The following is a 14,963-nucleotide window of genomic DNA, read 5'->3' as shown; positions in this document are numbered from 1 at the left end:
GGGGCCGGCACGGTGGTGGCCGGGCTCATACCGCCTCCTCCGGCACCCACACCTGGGGTGCCTGCTCGGTGAAGAAGCGGTGGGTGACCGCTGCGCTGGCCGCGGAGCAGGTGCGCTGCAGCTCCTCCAGCCGCGCCGGCAGCTGGGCCAGCAGCTCCGGTGGGCTCATGAACTCCAGCATCGTGCGGGCCCGGCCGACGATCCGGTGGGCCTCGCCGGCGACGCCGATCCGGGCGGCGTCGCGCACCGTCGAGCGCTCCAGCTCCGCCAGGCACGCCTCGGCCTGCTCCAGAGCGGCGAACACCGAGCGCGGGAACAGCCGGTCCAGCAGCAGGAACTCCGCGGCCCGGCTGCTGTTCACCATCCCCCGGTAGGTGCGCAGGTAGGGCTCGTAGGCGCCGGTCGAGCGCAGCACGAGGGTCCACGACGGCGCGGCGTCCCCGGCCAGCACCCGGGTGGAGATGATCCGCGAGGTCATGTCGACCCGCTCCAGCGAGCGGCCCAGGATGAGGAACAGCCAGCTCTCGTCGCGGCTCATCGTCGCGTCGGCCAGCCCGAACACCATCGCCGAGCGCTCGCGGACGAACCGGAACAGCGAGTGCGGGCCGTAGCGGCGGGCCATCGTCCGCTGCTGGGGCAGGGCGTTGTGGGTGACGTTCAGCGACTCCCAGATCTCGGCGCTGAGCACCTCGCGGGCGCCGCGGGCGTTCTCCCGCGCCGCCGAGAGCGCGCCGACGATCGAGCTGGGGCTGCCCCGGTCGAACGCGAGGCTGCCCAGCACCCGCTCGGTGTCGGCCTCCGACTCCGGCGTCGGGGAGCCCATGAGCGCCAGCAGGTTGGCGCAGGCGCGGCGCTCGTCGATCCACGGGTCCTCGACCAGGCGCTGGGTGTGCACGTCGAGGATGCGGGCGGTGTCATCGGCCCGTTCGACGTACCGGCCGATCCAGAAGAGCGACTCGGCGATCCGGCTCAGCACGGCGACCTCCCGGGGGGCGCGACCGCCCCTTGTTGCTGCTGCTGGCCCTGGCCGACCACGGGATCGCTCAGCGGGCCCGGGTCCTGCAGGGGCGGGTCCTCGGGCAGGTCGGCGGCGGTGAACTCGATGGTGGTGAGCTCGGGCTCGGGCTCGGCGGCCTGCCGCGGCGGGCTGAGCACCCAGGTGTCCTTGGACCCGCCGCCCTGGCTGGAGTTGACCACCAGCTCTCCCTCGGGCAGCGCGACGCGGGTCAGCCCGCCGGGCAGCACCCACACCTTGTCGCCGTCGTTGATGGCGAACGGCCGGAGGTCGACGTGCCGGGGCGCGATGCGGCCGCCGATCAGCGTCGGGCAGGTGGACAGCCCGATCGGCTTCTGGGCGATCCAGTCGCGGGGCCGCGCCCGCACCTTGACCGCGAGCTCCCCGAGCGTCTGCTCGTCCGCCCGCGGGCCGATGACGATGCCCTTCCCGCCGGAGCCGTCGACGGGCTTGAGCACCAGCTGGTCGAGGGACTCCAGCACCCACTCCACGGTGTCCCGCTCGTCGAGCCGGTAGGTGTCGGCGTTGTCGAGCACCGGCTCCTCCCCCAGGTAGTAGCGGATCAGGTCGGGCACCCAGGTGTAGATCAGCTTGTCGTCGGCGACCCCGTTGCCGACGGCGTTGGCGATGGTGACCCGGCCGGCGCGCGCGGCGTTCAGCACGCCGGCGCAGCCGATCACCGAGTCGGGCCGGAAGTGCACCGGGTCGAGGAACTCGTCGTCGATCCGGCGGTAGATGACGTCGACCCGCTGCTGGCCGTCCGTCGTCCGCATGCTGACCTGGTTGCCGGCGCAGACGAGGTCGCGACCCTCCACCAGCTCCACGCCCATCTGGCGGGCCAGCAGGGCGTGCTCGAAGTAGGCGGAGTTGTAGACGCCGGGCGTGAGGACGACGACGGTCGGGTCGGGGATGTTGGACGGCGCGGACGCCTTCAGCGCGGCCAGCAGCTGCGACGGGTAGTCCGCGACCGGCTGGATGCGGTGGTCGGCGAACAGCTCGGGCAGCACCTGGCTCATCGCGGCGCGGTTGGTGATGACGTAGCTGACGCCCGACGGCGAGCGCAGGTTGTCCTCCAGCACCCGGAAGTCACCGGCCTCGTCGCGCACCAGGTCGATGCCGCTGACGTGCACCCGGACCCCGTTCGGCGGCACCAGCCCGTGCGCCTGGCGGTGGAAGTGCGCGCTGGTCGTGACCACGCTGCGCGGGACGACCCGGTCGGCGAAGACCTGCCCGGCCCCGTAGACGTCGGCGAGGAAGGCCTCCAGCGCGTGCACCCGCTGGGCGACCCCGCGCTCGATCACCGCCCACTCCTCGGCGCCGATCACCCGCGGCACGATGTCGAGCGGGAAGGGTTGCTCCTCACCGGCGTGGGCGAAGGTCACCCCCGCGTCGCGGTAGGTCTGGGAGAGGACGTCGGCGCGGGCGGCCAGTTCTTCGCCGGCCATGGGCTGCAGCGAGGCGAACAACCCCGCGTAGGCCGCCCGTGGCTGCCCCACCCCGCCGAACATCTCGTCCCACTGCTCCCCCAGGGAGTAGCCGTCGAAGAGGTCCGCCATGGTGTCGAACCTAGTGACGACGTGTGTCCCGCGCGTTTCGGGCACCCGGGTGCCCACGTCGGCCCGGCGCGCCGACCCCGCCGCGAGGGGGGAAGACAACTCGGCCGGGAGGGGTTACGGTCGACAATAGTTGAACACTCAACCGAGGAGGCCGGCATGCCCGCCGTGACCGTCGAGGACACCACCACGCTCGCCCGCGTACCGCTCCCGGCACCGGGCACGGTCCGCCGCCGGACCCGCTCGGTCACCACCGCGCCGTCCGGCTTCGAGGGCGAGGGCTTCCCGGTGCGCCGCGCGTTCGCCGGCGTCGACCTGCGCGACCTCGACCCGTTCCTCCACATGGACCAGATGGGCGAGGTCGAGTACGCGCCGGGCGAGCCCAAGGGCACCTCGTGGCACCCGCACCGCGGTTTCGAGACCGTCACCTACATCATCGACGGCACCTTCGAGCACGCCGACTCCCACGGCGGCGGCGGCACGATCAGCAACGGCGACACCCAGTGGATGACCGCCGGCGGCGGGGTCCTGCACATCGAGCGCCCGCCGGAGCACCTGGTCGTCAGCGGGGGTCTGTTCCACGGCCTGCAGCTGTGGGTGAACCTGCCGCGCGCGCAGAAGTGGGTGGAGCCGCGCTACCAGGACCTGCGCGCCGACGAGTCGGTCCTGCTGGCCAGCCCCGACGCCGGCGCCTTCCTGCGGGTCATCGCCGGGGACGTCGCCGGGCAGACCGGCCCGGGCTCGACGTACACGCCGATGGCGATGGTGCACGCGACGGTCTCCCCCGGCGCCACCCTGGACCTGCCGTGGCGGCCGGACTTCAACGCGCTGGTGTACGTGCTCTCCGGCGCGGGCTCGGTCGGCATCGACTGCGCCCCGGTGCGCACCGGGCAGCTCGCGGTGCTCGGCCCCGGCGACACGGTGACGGTGAACGGCGCCGTCCACCAGGAGTCGCGCACGCCCGCGCTGGACGTCGTGATCCTCGGCGGCGCCCCGATCCGCGAGCCGATCGCCATGTACGGGCCGTTCGTGATGAACACCCGCCAGGAGGTCATCGACGCCTTCACCGACCACCAGGCCGGCCGCCTCGGCTCGATCCCCGCCGCGTACGGGCGGCGGGCGCCGGTTCCGCACGGGGACGTCCGGGGCGAGACTGGCCAGCACCCGCAGTAGGGCCGAAGTGGCCTTTTCGGCCCTGGAGGCCGTGGCCCCGGAGGAGGAGTCATGAGCAACCTCGATCGCCGTCCCGCCGCCCGCGAGCTGGGCGGCCTCGAGGCCACCGCCGCCGGCCCGGCGCTGGACCTGCTGCCCGGCAAGGAGGTGCTGCTGGGCGAGAGCACGCGGGTCCGCCGGCTGCTGCCCACCCTCGGCCGCCGGATGATCGGCGCCTGGGCGTTCGTCGACCACTACGGCCCCGACGACGTGGCCGACTCCCCCGGCATGCAGGTCGCCCCGCACCCGCACACCGGGCTGCAGACCGTCTCGTGGCTGCTGGCGGGCGAGGTGCACCACCTGGACTCCCTCGGCAGCGACGTCCGGTTCGGCCCGGGGCAGCTTGCCCTGATGACCGCCGGCCACGGGATCTCGCACGCCGAGCAGTCACCGGTCAGCCATCCCCGCTACCTGCACGGCGCGCAGCTGTGGGTGGCGCTCCCCGACGCGCACCGCGAGACCGCGCCCGCCTTCGAGCACCACGGCACGCTGCCCGGCTGGACGTCGGACGGCGTCACCGCCACCGTGCTGATGGGCTCCTTCGCCGGCGCCGCCTCGCCCGGAACCGCCTTCAGCCCGCTCGTCGGCGTGGACCTCGACGTGGCGGCCGGCGCCGACGTCGAGGTGCCGCTGGAGCCGGACTTCGAGTACGGGCTCCTGGCCTCCTCGGGGACGGTGACCGTGGAGGGCGCGCCGCTGGAGCGGGGCGCGATGCTCTACCTCGGCACCGGGCGCGGCTCGCTGCGGCTCACGGCTGCCGAGGCGAGCCGGCTGCTGCTGCTCGGGGGCGAGCCGTTCGAGGAGCGGCTGGTCATGTGGTGGAACTTCGTCGGCCGGTCCGGCGAGGAGATCGCCGACTACGCCGGCCAGTGGAACGCCGAGTCCGACCGGTTCGGCGCGGTGCTCGGCTACGACGGCGCGCGCCTGGAGGCACCGCCGCTCCCGCCGGTCCCGCTCAAGGCCCGGGGTCGGGAGCGCTGACGACGAAGGTGGCCGATGCTCCTTTGACGCGCCTTTGGGAGTTGTGACAGACTTTCACTTCCCCCAAAGGAGACTCAAAGGCATGGCAACGCAGGACCTCCTCAAGACGCTCTCCCTGATCTGGAAGGGCAGCAGGTCAGCTTCGAGCCTCGAGGGCCAGAGCCTTGACTTCAAGACCGAGAAACCGCACACCAAGGAAACCGCGCAAGACCTCGCCGAGGCTTCAGTGTGCTTCGCCAACGCTGGCGGTGGCACCATCGTCGTGGGCATCACGGATAGCGGAACTGGGCCGGCCGCATTCGTCGGCGCCACGGTGGACATCGAGGATCTGCGTAGCCGCATCCACGCCTTGACCGAGCCAGCCCTCGTCACGGACGTCGAAGACCTGCCGTTCGAAGGGCACCGCCTGCTGGTCATTCGTGTCCCGCAGGGCTTGGACGTCTACTCGACCAAGAAGGGGCTCGTGACTCGGCGCTGGAACGATCAGTGTCTGCCCATGCGGCCGGCAGACGTGAGCCGACTGGACGACGAGCGCCGCGGCAACGACTGGACCGTACAGCCAACGGACCGAGGCATCGACGAGATCGATCCCGACGCTCTGCTGCGCGCACGCAGCCTTCTACGGGGAGCACCCGACGAGACCCGGCGAAAGCTAGCCGACGCTGACACCCTCGATCTCGCCAAGGCACTCAAGATCGTGACCGGGACACGCAATCGCTTGACACGGGCTGGGGAGATCTTGCTCTGCCGCGCGGCCACGTCTGCCAACGCTGAGGTGATCGTCTACCAGTACCGCGCCACGCCTGGCGGTGAAGCGAGTGCGGTAAGGCGATGGGGGACGCCGCTGATCCTGAGTTTTGCCGAAACGATCGATGCGGTCGCCGCCAGGAATGGCATCACGCCCGTGAACACGAGCAGCGGACAACAGTTGCAGGTCGAGGATTACCCGAGCGTGGCCGTCCGCGAGGCTCTCGCAAATGCCGTCATCCACGGCGACTACCGAGAGAAGCGCCCGGTCCAGATCGAACACTCACCCGAAGTGCTCACCGTCACTTCACCTGGGCCGCTGGTCTCAGGCATTACGCCCCAGAACATCTTGACCGCCGGTTCGCGCGCTCGTTTCCCATCGCTAGCGACAGCTTTTCGCATCCTCGGATTGGCCGAAGAACTTGGCCAGGGCGTCGACCGGATGTTCCGCGAGATGGTTCGAAGCGGGCGCTCCGTCCCAGAGGTCACCGAGGAAGACCACCCGGGCCTCGGAACCCGAGTGACGTTCCGAGGTGGCCCTCCCAACGCTCGCATCACCCGGTTCATTGCCGAGCTCCCAGATGCTGAGCGCGAAGACACGGACACGCTCCTGATCGTGCGGATGCTGTGCGAGCAGAAGACCATCTCCGCCACGCAAGCAGCCGACGTCATCCAACGGGACCTGCAGGGCACGGAGGGGGTGCTGCGCAGACTTAGTTCCGGTGACGCCGAGTTGCTGGAACCAACGGCGGGCACAGTGGCCCGAAGGCACCCGACCTATCGGTTGCGTAGCGCGGCACTCGCCGCTCTCGGACCAGCCGTCAAGTACCACCGCCGAGCCACAACAGACGTCAATCGCAAGATTGTCGAGCATGTACGCGAGTACGGGACCATCAACAACAGCACCGTCCAGCGCGTTTTCGATGTGGATGTATACCAAGCTCGCGACATCCTGCGAGAGTTCGTGGGCCGCGAGATCCTCGTCCGCGTCTCCGAGCAGCAGCGCGGCGTGGCGGTCAAGTACGGGCCCGGCCCAAGCTTCCCCGAGAAGCGACCTCGCAAGAAGAAGTGAGCGGAAGCGCACGCCTTCGCATCCACGATGGATACCGTTGCGTCGTGATCATCCATTCTCAGATGCTGGCGTTCCTGGCCGAGAACCGGTGGGGCGTGCTGGCCACCGTCAAGCGCGACGGCCGGCCGCAGCTGTCCAACGTGGGCTACGCCTACGACGGCGACGAGGGGGTGGTGCGGGTGTCGGTGACCGCCGACCGCGCCAAGACCCGCAACCTCGAGCGTGACCCGCGGGTCACCCTGCACGTGGCCTCACGCGACTTCTGGACCTGGGTCGCCGTCGAGGGCACCGCCGAGCTCACCCCGGTCGCCGCGGACCCGCACGACGCCACGGTCGAGGAGCTCGTCACCTACTACCGCGGCATCAACGGCGAGCACGAGGACTGGGACGACTACCGCGCCGCGATGGTCGCCGACCGGCGCCTGGTCGTCCGCTTCCGCCCCGACCACGCCTACGGCCAGCTCCCCGGGTAGCGGGCGGCGCGCCCCGCTCGCGCCGCCCCTCCGGCTCAGCCGGCCGGTTCCGCCATCACCTCGAAGGCCGCGCCCCACGGGTCCTCGACGATCGCGAAGCGACCGAACGGGGTGTCCTCCGCCGGCGTGACCACCTTCCCGCCCCGCGCCTCGACGGCGGCCACCGTCTCGTCGGTGGACGCCACCGCGAAGCAGGTCAGCCAGCCCTTCGGCATGCTCGGGTCCGAGGCGCCGAGCCCGCCGAGCGGGTTGCCCCCGGTGCCGAACGTGGCGTAGTCGGACCCGGCGCCGTCCTCGGGCGCCATCTGGTCGAAGACGAAGCCGAAGACGGCGGTGTAGAACTCCCTGGCGGCAGCGGGATCGTCGACCATCGCCTCGTTCCACGCCAGCGCCCCGGGCTCGTTGTGCAGCTGGTAGCCGGTGTGCCCACCGGCCTGCCAGAGCCCGAACGGGTTGCCCTGCGGGTCCAGCGCGACCGCGAACGATCCCATCGGCCCGACCTCCATGGGCTCGACCAGGACGGTTCCGCCAGCGTCGCGGATGCGCGCGCTGCTCGCCGCCGCGTCGTCGGTCGCGAAGTACGTCGTCCACCGCGGCGGGTCGTCCGGGTCCTGCTGCGGCGCCAGGCCGGCGACCGTCCGGCCGCCCAGCGTGGCGTTGAGGTAGCCCCCGAACGCGGGGTCACCGCCGCTGTACTCCCAGCCGAACAGGGCCGTGTAGAACGCCTTCGCCGCATCGACGTCGGGGACGCCGATGTCGATCCAGCAGGGCGTGCCGTTCGGCCAGGGGGTGTCTCGGGTGGGCATCGCTCCTCCTCGTAGGGTTGTGAGGAGGGTCACGGTGCCACCGGGGTCCGACAGTTCCCAGACCTCGCGGCCTCAGCGGCCGGGCACGGTGTCCAGGTAGCGCAGCACCGCGGTCACCGCTGCGCACGCCCCCGCGGAGACCCTCGGCCGGGCGGGCTGAACCGGGAGCGGCGGCGGCTGTGAAGGAAGTCGGCGACTTTCATCGTTCGAGGCGGCCGAAGGCCATGGGGTCTCAGAACCGGCCGCCGCCGCTCCTGCCGCCGCCACCGAAGCTGCCGCCGCCCGAGCGCCCGCCCCCGCCGAAGCCACCACCCCCGCCGAAGCCACCGCCGCCGAAGCCACCGCCGCCGAAGCCGCCCCCGAAGCCGCCGTGACCGTGGCCCCGGCCACCGCCGAGCAGGATCCCGCCGAGGACCAGGCTGCCGAGGTCCACGCCGCCCCGCCGGTACCCGGGGCCCCCTGGGCCGTAGCCGCCGCCGAAGCCACCGGGGCCTCCGCCGTAGCCGCCGGACCAGCTCGACACGTCGTCCTGCGCGCGGTCCAGCGCCGCCTGGGCCAGCGTGGTGGCCTGGTGCGCCTCCCGCAGGGCGGTCACCGGGTCGTCGCGGCCCATGTCGACGGCGACGTCGAGGTGCCGCTGGGCCTCGGCCAGCCGGGTGCGGGCCTCCGGGCCCACGGCCCCGCGCCGGGTGCCGATGAAGTCGGCGGCCGCCGCGATCGTCGAGCGGGCGGTGGACAGCGCCTGGTCGAGACCCGCGGCGGCGCGGCGGATCCGGGTCTGTGCGTCGCGGGCCACCGAGAGGGCCTGCTCCAGCGCGATGTCGGCCTCCTCCAGCTGCCGCAGCGCGGCCAGCGGGTCGGGCTGCGGCCCGGCCAGCGCCGCGTCGGCCGAGGCGAGCGCGGACTCCGCCCGGGCGATCTGCGGGGCCAGCCCGCTGCCGGCACCCGAGGCGGTCAGCGACCGCGCCTCGGCCAGGTCCTTCTCCGTCTCGGTCCGGACCTCCGCCACCCTGCTCCCGGCCGCATCGAGGTCGTCGGCCAGCCGGCCGACCGCGTCGAGCAGCGTGCCGGTCTGCGCGACGGCGTCCTCGGCCGCGCGGATGTCGCCCACCGCGGTGCCCGGCTCCGGCCCGGCGAGGGCGGTGCGCGCCTCCTGCACCTCCTGCTCGGCGGCGGCCAGCCGGGCGCGCGCCTCGGTGACGTTGTCGGCGACCGGCGCCACCGCCGAGGCGGCGAACCGCTGCCGCAGCTGCTCCAGCCGCTGCTCCTCCTGCGGGATGCGGGCATGCAGCTCGGCGATCCGCGGCTCCAGCGCGTCGAGCACCTGCGGCGCGGTGTGCTCGAGGTCGCGCAGCTGCGCGAACGCGTCGGCCTGCTCGTCCAGCCGGGCGCCGGCCGAGTCGGTGAGCGCGAGCATCTCGGCGAGCATCCGCCGGGTGGTCGGCTCGTCCTCCGCGACGTCGTCGTCCAGTTGCTGGCGCAGCGTGAACGCGCGGGACAGCTCGTCGCGGGAGGCCGCCAGCGCCGCCCCGAAGCCGGTCACCGCCTGCTCGCCGTACTGGGAGCGGGCGAAGTCGAGGTCCAGTTGCGAGGTCTTCATCGCCTCGTCCAGCTCCAGCAGCGCCTGGCTGGCGCGGTACTGCACCTGCTCGGTGGACTCCCCGGGGAACGGGTCGGCCTGCTCGATCCGGGTCACCGGCGGCGGCTGCCCCTCCTTCGCGCGGCGCCGGGAGCGGCTGACCAGGTAGATCCCGCCCCCGACCACGGCGATACCGCCCACCACGAGCAGCGCCCCACCGCCGCCGGAGCCGCCGTCCGATCCGCTCCCGCCGGCCGCGCTGCCGGTGCGGAGGACGTCCGCGAACGCGGCCACCCCGCCGGCGAAGTCGCCCTCCCCGAAGGCCGGCTCCACGGCCTGGGCGATCTCGGCGTCGGTCAGGTCCGAGTTCGACGGCAGCTGGAACCCGTAGGCGCCGTCGACCACGGCGACGGCGAGCAGGGCGTCGTTCCCACCCAGCTGCGACTCCTGGGCGGTCGCCTCCGCCCACTCGTCACCGGACGCGCCGTCGAAGCTGTTCACGAAGACGACGAACAGCTGCGTGCCGTCCTCCGCGCGCAGCTCCTCCAGCGCCTCGTCGACCTGCGCCTCGTTGCCGCTGAGCGCCCCGACCTGGTCGACGACCTGCTCGCCGAGCCGGAACGGCGGGTCCGCGAGCGCGGTTCCGCCGCTCAGCACGAGCAGGGCGGACACACCCAGGACCACCAACAGCCGGCGCACGGCACCTCCTGGGACGTTCTCGGTACGGACCCCGGACCCTACCGACGGGCCAGGCGTCCGGTTCCGCCGCACGGGGTAGGGCGGAGGTCCCCGCCCTACCGAGGAGGAGCCCCGTGCCCGGACCCGACCGCCTGCCAGCCTCCGACCTGCCGCCCGGGACGGTCCGCCGCGCCGGTGACTGGGCGGTGGGCAACCGCGGGGACGCCGGGGAGGACGACTACTTCGCGGTCTCCCGCCGGTGCCGCCACCAGCTGGCCGACCTGTCCGAGGGCAGCGTCGACGCCGACGGCTGCCTGGTCTGCCCGTGGCACCAGAGCCGCTACGACGTGCGCACCGGCGAGATGGTCGAGGGGCCGCGCGGCTTCCTCGGCTACCACGGGCCGACGCCGCTCTACACCCAGGTCGTGCAGCTGGTGGGCCGGATCGCCCGGCTCCGCGTCCGCCGGGCGGCGCGCGCGGGCGACGACGTCGTCGTCCGCGAGTAGCCCTCAGGCACAGGAGGCTCTACCTACGTCTCGCGGGCCCCGGACGCGGGCAAAGGAGGTTATGCCCGTGCGCCCGCGGCCCCGGACATAGGCACAGGAGGCTATGCCCGGGGTGGGCTCAGCGCCGCTCGATCGGCTGGTCGACGCCCTGCACCAGCGCGTCGGTCTCGATCCGCCCGGAGCCGGTCGCGCGCACCGAGGCACCCATCGACGCCGCGACCTCCTCGGCGCTCTTGGGCAGCAGGGCGCCGTCGCGGATCTCCTCGGCCCAGTGGCAGCTGACCAGCCGCCCGGGCGCGAGCTCGCGGAGCAGCGGCACCTCGTCGTCGCAGCGGGTCGGCTGCCGCCACGGGCACCGGGTGTGGAACCGGCAGCCGCTCGGCGGGTCGGCCGGCGACGGCAGGTCACCGGCCAGCAGGATCCGCTCCCGGGTCTCCTCGACGACCGGGTCCGGCACGGGGACGGCGCTCATCAGCGACCGCGTGTAGGGGTGCAGCGGCTGCTCGTAGAGGTCGTCGGCCGGCGCCTGCTCCACCAGCGAGCCCAGGTACATGACCCCCACGACGTCGCTGATGTGGCGGACCACCGCCAGGTCGTGGGCGATGACCAGGTAGGTGAGGCCGAGCCGCTCCTGCAGCTCCTCCAGCAGGTTGAGCACCTGGGCCTGGACGCTGACGTCGAGCGCGGAGACCGGCTCGTCGGCGATCAGCAGGTCCGGTTCCAGGGCGACGGCGCGGGCGATGCCGATCCGCTGGCGCTGCCCCCCGGAGAACTCGTGCGGGTACCGGCGCAGCGCGGCCGCCGGCAGGCCCACCGCGTCGAGCAGCGTCCGGACCTTCTCGGCGATCCCGGCCTTGCCGCCCCCCAGACCGTGCGCGTGCAGCGGCTCGGACAGCAGCGACTCGACGTTCTGCCGCGGGTCCAGGCTGCCCAGCGGGTCCTGGAAGACCATCTGCATGCGCTGGCGCATCTGCCGCAGCGGCTCCCCCTTGAGCGAGGCCACGTCGGTGCCGTCGAAGACCACCTCCCCGGCGGTGGGCTCCTCCAGGCGCAGGATCGCCCGGCCGAGCGTCGACTTGCCGCAGCCGGACTCGCCCACCAGGCCGTAGGTCGAGCCCCGGTCGATGTCGAGGTCGACGCCGTCGACGGCCCGCACGTGCCCGACGGTCCGGTCGAAGACGATCCCGCGCTTGATCGGGAAGTGCACCTTCAGGCCCCGGACCCGCAGCAGCGGCTCCTCCGTCCCGGCTCCGGCGGTCATCGGGCGGCTCCCAGGGCGGTGGCACCGGGCGGCGCCTGCGGGTACTCCAGCGGGTGGCGGCAGCGCAGCTCCCGGCCGGGGCCGTCGTACTCCAGCGGCACGATCTCCCCCGACACCTCGGTGAGGCAGTCGTCCTGGGCGTTGTCGCAGCGCGGGGCGAAGGCGCAGCCCTGCGTCCAGGGGATGGCGTCGCGGGCCGAGCCGCGGATGGGCCGCAGCGGCGTGCCGCGGCTGGCGTCCAGCCGGGGCACCGAGGCCAGCAGTCCCCCGGTGTAGGGCTGGCGCGGCCTGGCGAAGAGCTCGTGCCGTTCGGCGGACTCGATGATCTTCCCCGCGTACATGACGTGCACCCGGTCGCAGAGCCCGGCGACGACGCCGAGGTCGTGGGTGATCATCACCAGCGCCGTCCCGGTGTCGACGACGAGCTCCTTGAGCAGCTCGAGGATCTGGGCCTGGATCGTCACGTCCAGGGCCGTGGTCGGCTCGTCCGCGATCAGCAGCCGGGGGGAGCAGGCCAGCGACATCGCGATCAGCGCGCGCTGCCGCATCCCGCCCGACAGCTGGTGCGGGTACTCCTTCAGCCGGCGGACCGGGTCGGGGATGCCCACCTTGTCCAGCAGCACGACGGCCTCGCGGGAGGCCTCCTTGCGGTCCATCTCGCGGTGCTCGAGCAGCACCTCGGTGACCTGGGTGCCGATCGGCACGGTCGGGTTGAGGGAGGACAGCGGGTCCTGGAACACCATGGCCATGTCGGCACCGCGCAGCCGGCGGAGCATCGAGTCCCCCGCGCCGACCAGCTCCTGGCCGTTGAAGCGGACCGACCCGGTGACCGACACGCCCCGCTTCGGCAGCAGGCCCATGACCGCCAGCGAGGTCACCGACTTGCCGCAGCCGGACTCCCCGACCAGCCCGATCGTCTCCCCCGGCGCGACGTCGAAGCTCACCCCGTCGACGGCGCGGACGGGGGCCTCGCCCTTGCGGGAGAAGGTGACGGCGAGCTCCTCGACCTCGAGGACCGGCGCGCCGGAGAGCGGTCCGGCGGCACTCACGTCGGGCTCCTTCGCTGCACTGCGCCCATGCGCGCTCACCGCCGGAACTTCGGGTCGAGGGCCTCGCGCAGCCGCTCACCGAGCAGCGTGAAGCCGAGGGCCACCACGATGATGCACAGCGCCGGCCAGATGGCCAGCCACGGGCGGACGGACAGGAAGTCCTGCGCGTTGGCCAGCATCGCGCCCCACTCCGGGCGGGCGATGTCCGGGTCGCCCAGACCGAGGAAGGACAGCGCGGCCGCCTCGATGATCGCCGTCGCCAGCGACAGGGTCGCCTGGACGATCACCGGCGACAGCGAGTTGGGCAGCACGTGCCCGAACACGATGCGGCCCTTCTTCACGCCCAGCGCCTGCGCGGCGACGGCGTAGTCGCTGCCCCGCTGGGCCAGCATCGACCCGCGCAGCAGCCGCGCGAAGACCGGCACCTGGACGACGGCGATGGCGATCATCAGCGAGTACTGGTTCTGGCCGAGCAGCACCGACACGGTGATCGCCATCAGCAGGCCCGGGATCGACAGGATGATGTCGACGAACCGCATGACGACGGTGTCGACCCACCCGCCGAAGGCGCCGGCGAGCACGCCCAGCGTCATGCCGACCACCAGCCCGAGGACGGTGGACACCACGCCGATCATCAGCGACTGGCGGGAGCCGTAGATCAGCCGGGACAGCAGGTCCCGCCCGAGGTTGTCGACGCCGAGCGGGAAGCCCTCCTGCGGGCCCGGGATCAGGCCCGGCCGTATCTCCGACAGCAGGTACTGGGTGACCGGGTCCTTCGGCGCCAGCAGCGGGGCGAACGCGGCCACCACGAGGAAGACCACGACGATGACCGCGCCGATGATGGCGACCGGGTCGCGGCGCAGCCGGCGGATCGCGCTGCGGGTGAGCGAGAGCCCGCCGTCGCCCTCCGGGATCGCCCCCGCCTTCGCGGCCAGCTCGTCGATCCGCCGCCGGCGGACGTCCCCCACCGCGGTCACCGCACCCTCACTCTCGGGTCGAGGAGGCCGTAGGAGATGTCGACCAGCAGGTTCACCAGCACGTACACGACGGCGAGCAGCAGGATGAAGCCCTGCAGGACGGCGAAGTCCCGGTAGGTGATCGCATCCCGGAGGGCCAGGCCCACCCCGCCGAAGGCGAAGACGGTCTCGGTGAGCACCGCGCCGGACAGGAGCAGGCCGGTCTGCAGGCCGATCGTCGTGGAGACCGGCAGCAGGGCGTTGCGGACGATGTGCCGGCGCCGCACGGTCGCCATGGCCAGGCCCTTGGCGTTCGCCGTCCGCACGTAGTCCTCGTTGACGACGTCGAGCACCGACGCCCGGGTGATCCGCACGATGATCGCCAGCGGGATGGTGCCCAGCGCGATGGCCGGCAGGATCAGGTGCAGGAAGGCGTCGAACGCCGCGTCCCACTCCCGGGTCAGCAGCCCGTCGAGCACGTAGAAGTTGGTGATCCGGGTGGCGTCGATGCGCACGTCCTGCCGGCCGGAGCCGGGCAGCCAGCCGAGCTCGACGGCGAACAGCAGCCGGAGCAGGTAGGCGAGGAAGAAGACCGGGATGGCGACGCCGAGCAGCGAGCCGACGACGGACGCGGAGTCGAAGACGCTGCCGTGCCGGCGGGCGGCGAAGTAGCCCAGCGGGATGCCGACGCCGATCGCGAAGATCATCGCGAAGAGGGTCAGCTCGATCGTGCCCGGGAACCGTTCCAGGAAGACCTCGGTGACCGGGCGGCCGTACTGGGTGGAGTTGCCGAAGTCGAGCGTGACCGCCCGGCCGAGGAAGCGCAGGTACTGCACGTAGAGCGGCTCGTCGAGACCGAACAGCTCGTTGTACTGGGCGATGGCCTCCGGGGTGGCCCGCTCGCCGAGCGCGGCCTGCGCCGGCCCGCCGGGCAGCGCCCGCAGCCAGGCGAAGAGCAGCACGAACAGGCCCAGCAGGATCGGGATCAGCTGGAGCAGCCGCTGGACGATGAAGCGGAGCACGTGGTCGGGTCAGCCTTTCCGGACGGTTGTCCACCCCGGACCGGCGACCGCGC

At 72.7% G+C, this 14,963-nt stretch carries 13 protein-coding genes; 5 read left to right on the top strand and 8 right to left on the bottom strand.

All coding sequences use genetic code 11. From position 1 onward, the window contains the following. Positions 1–25: 25 nt before the first annotated feature. A complete protein-coding gene (locus tag BM142_RS02865) occupies positions 26–976 on the bottom strand; it encodes an alpha-E domain-containing protein (RefSeq protein ID WP_092195285.1) in 951 nt (316 codons plus the stop codon). Then, on the bottom strand, positions 970–2,571 hold the full coding sequence (locus tag BM142_RS02860) for a circularly permuted type 2 ATP-grasp protein (protein ID WP_092195284.1): 1,602 nt from the start codon (positions 2,569–2,571) through the stop codon (positions 970–972). The genes BM142_RS02865 and BM142_RS02860 overlap by 7 nt, the downstream gene beginning before the upstream one ends. Before the next feature lie 156 nt (positions 2,572–2,727). Here BM142_RS02860 and BM142_RS02855 point away from each other — a divergent pair, with 156 nt between their 5' ends. The 4 genes from BM142_RS02855 (at position 2,728) to BM142_RS02840 (ending at position 7,053) form a co-directional block, all read left to right on the top strand. Further along, on the top strand, positions 2,728–3,741 hold the full coding sequence (locus BM142_RS02855; RefSeq protein WP_092195283.1) for a pirin family protein: 1,014 nt from the start codon (positions 2,728–2,730) through the stop codon (positions 3,739–3,741). A 51-nt stretch (positions 3,742–3,792) separates the two neighbouring features. Beyond that, positions 3,793–4,761 carry a pirin family protein gene (locus tag BM142_RS02850; RefSeq protein ID WP_092195282.1) on the top strand — a complete coding sequence of 323 codons (969 nt, stop codon included), beginning with the start codon at positions 3,793–3,795 and terminating at the stop codon, positions 4,759–4,761. Between the two features lie 82 nt (positions 4,762–4,843). Beyond that, entirely contained in the window at positions 4,844–6,580 is a 1,737-nt protein-coding gene (locus BM142_RS02845; protein WP_092195281.1) for an RNA-binding domain-containing protein, read from the top strand. A gap of 44 nt (positions 6,581–6,624) precedes the next feature. Beyond that, positions 6,625–7,053: a PPOX class F420-dependent oxidoreductase gene (locus BM142_RS02840; RefSeq protein ID WP_254790490.1), complete on the top strand. Its 429-nt coding sequence runs from the start codon at positions 6,625–6,627 to the stop codon at positions 7,051–7,053. A 35-nt stretch (positions 7,054–7,088) separates the two neighbouring features. On the opposite strand, the gene BM142_RS02835 is transcribed toward BM142_RS02840, so the two are convergent. Together BM142_RS02835 and BM142_RS25465 are read right to left on the bottom strand one after the other, a co-directional pair. Next, on the bottom strand, positions 7,089–7,859 hold the full coding sequence (locus BM142_RS02835; RefSeq protein WP_092195279.1) for a VOC family protein: 771 nt from the start codon (positions 7,857–7,859) through the stop codon (positions 7,089–7,091). 232 nt (positions 7,860–8,091) lie between these two features. Further along, on the bottom strand, positions 8,092–10,137 hold the full coding sequence (locus BM142_RS25465) for a TPM domain-containing protein (protein WP_092195278.1): 2,046 nt from the start codon (positions 10,135–10,137) through the stop codon (positions 8,092–8,094). 113 nt (positions 10,138–10,250) lie between these two features. On the opposite strand from BM142_RS25465, the gene BM142_RS02825 reads away from it, so the two are divergent. After that, on the top strand, positions 10,251–10,622 hold the full coding sequence (locus BM142_RS02825) for a Rieske (2Fe-2S) protein (protein WP_092195277.1): 372 nt from the start codon (positions 10,251–10,253) through the stop codon (positions 10,620–10,622). A 118-nt stretch (positions 10,623–10,740) separates the two neighbouring features. Here the strand turns inward: BM142_RS02825 and BM142_RS02820 are convergent, their stop codons facing one another. The 4 genes from BM142_RS02820 to BM142_RS02805 are packed head-to-tail and all read right to left on the bottom strand — an operon-like array spanning position 10,741 to position 14,910. Continuing rightward, positions 10,741–11,883 (bottom strand): ABC transporter ATP-binding protein, encoded by a 1,143-nt coding sequence (locus BM142_RS02820; RefSeq protein ID WP_092195276.1) that lies wholly within the window; start codon positions 11,881–11,883, stop codon positions 10,741–10,743. Continuing rightward, positions 11,880–12,932, bottom strand: coding sequence for an ABC transporter ATP-binding protein (locus tag BM142_RS02815; protein ID WP_092195275.1), 1,053 nt, complete (start codon positions 12,930–12,932; stop codon positions 11,880–11,882). Before BM142_RS02815 ends, BM142_RS02820 begins: the two co-directional genes overlap by 4 nt. A 35-nt stretch (positions 12,933–12,967) precedes the next feature. Continuing rightward, positions 12,968–13,909 (bottom strand): ABC transporter permease, encoded by a 942-nt coding sequence (locus BM142_RS02810; RefSeq protein ID WP_092195274.1) that lies wholly within the window; start codon positions 13,907–13,909, stop codon positions 12,968–12,970. Beyond that, the gene (locus tag BM142_RS02805; protein WP_092195273.1) at positions 13,906–14,910 is read right to left on the bottom strand and encodes an ABC transporter permease; all 1,005 of its coding nucleotides are present in this window, start codon (positions 14,908–14,910) and stop codon (positions 13,906–13,908) included. The genes BM142_RS02810 and BM142_RS02805 overlap by 4 nt, the downstream gene beginning before the upstream one ends. Positions 14,911–14,963: the final 53 nt, after the last annotated feature.

Origin of the sequence: Blastococcus tunisiensis, from assembly GCF_900112815.1 — a bacterium.
Lineage (GTDB): Bacteria > Actinomycetota > Actinomycetes > Mycobacteriales > Geodermatophilaceae > Blastococcus_B > Blastococcus_B tunisiensis.
The sequence above is the reverse complement of the archived record's forward strand: the minus strand, read 5'-3'. Positions and strand labels throughout refer to the sequence as shown.

Excerpts from the sequence above, each read along its gene's own strand:
- BM142_RS02860 (WP_092195284.1), bottom strand. The coding sequence starts at position 2,571 with ATGGCGGACCTCTTCGACGGCTACTCCCTGGGGGAGCAGTGGGACGAG.
- BM142_RS02855 (WP_092195283.1), top strand. The coding sequence starts at position 2,728 with ATGCCCGCCGTGACCGTCGAGGACACCACCACGCTCGCCCGCGTACCG.
- BM142_RS02850 (WP_092195282.1), top strand. The coding sequence starts at position 3,793 with ATGAGCAACCTCGATCGCCGTCCCGCCGCCCGCGAGCTGGGCGGCCTC.
- BM142_RS02845 (WP_092195281.1), top strand. The coding sequence starts at position 4,844 with ATGGCAACGCAGGACCTCCTCAAGACGCTCTCCCTGATCTGGAAGGGC.
- BM142_RS02835 (WP_092195279.1), bottom strand. The coding sequence starts at position 7,859 with ATGCCCACCCGAGACACCCCCTGGCCGAACGGCACGCCCTGCTGGATC.
- BM142_RS02820 (WP_092195276.1), bottom strand. The coding sequence starts at position 11,883 with ATGACCGCCGGAGCCGGGACGGAGGAGCCGCTGCTGCGGGTCCGGGGC.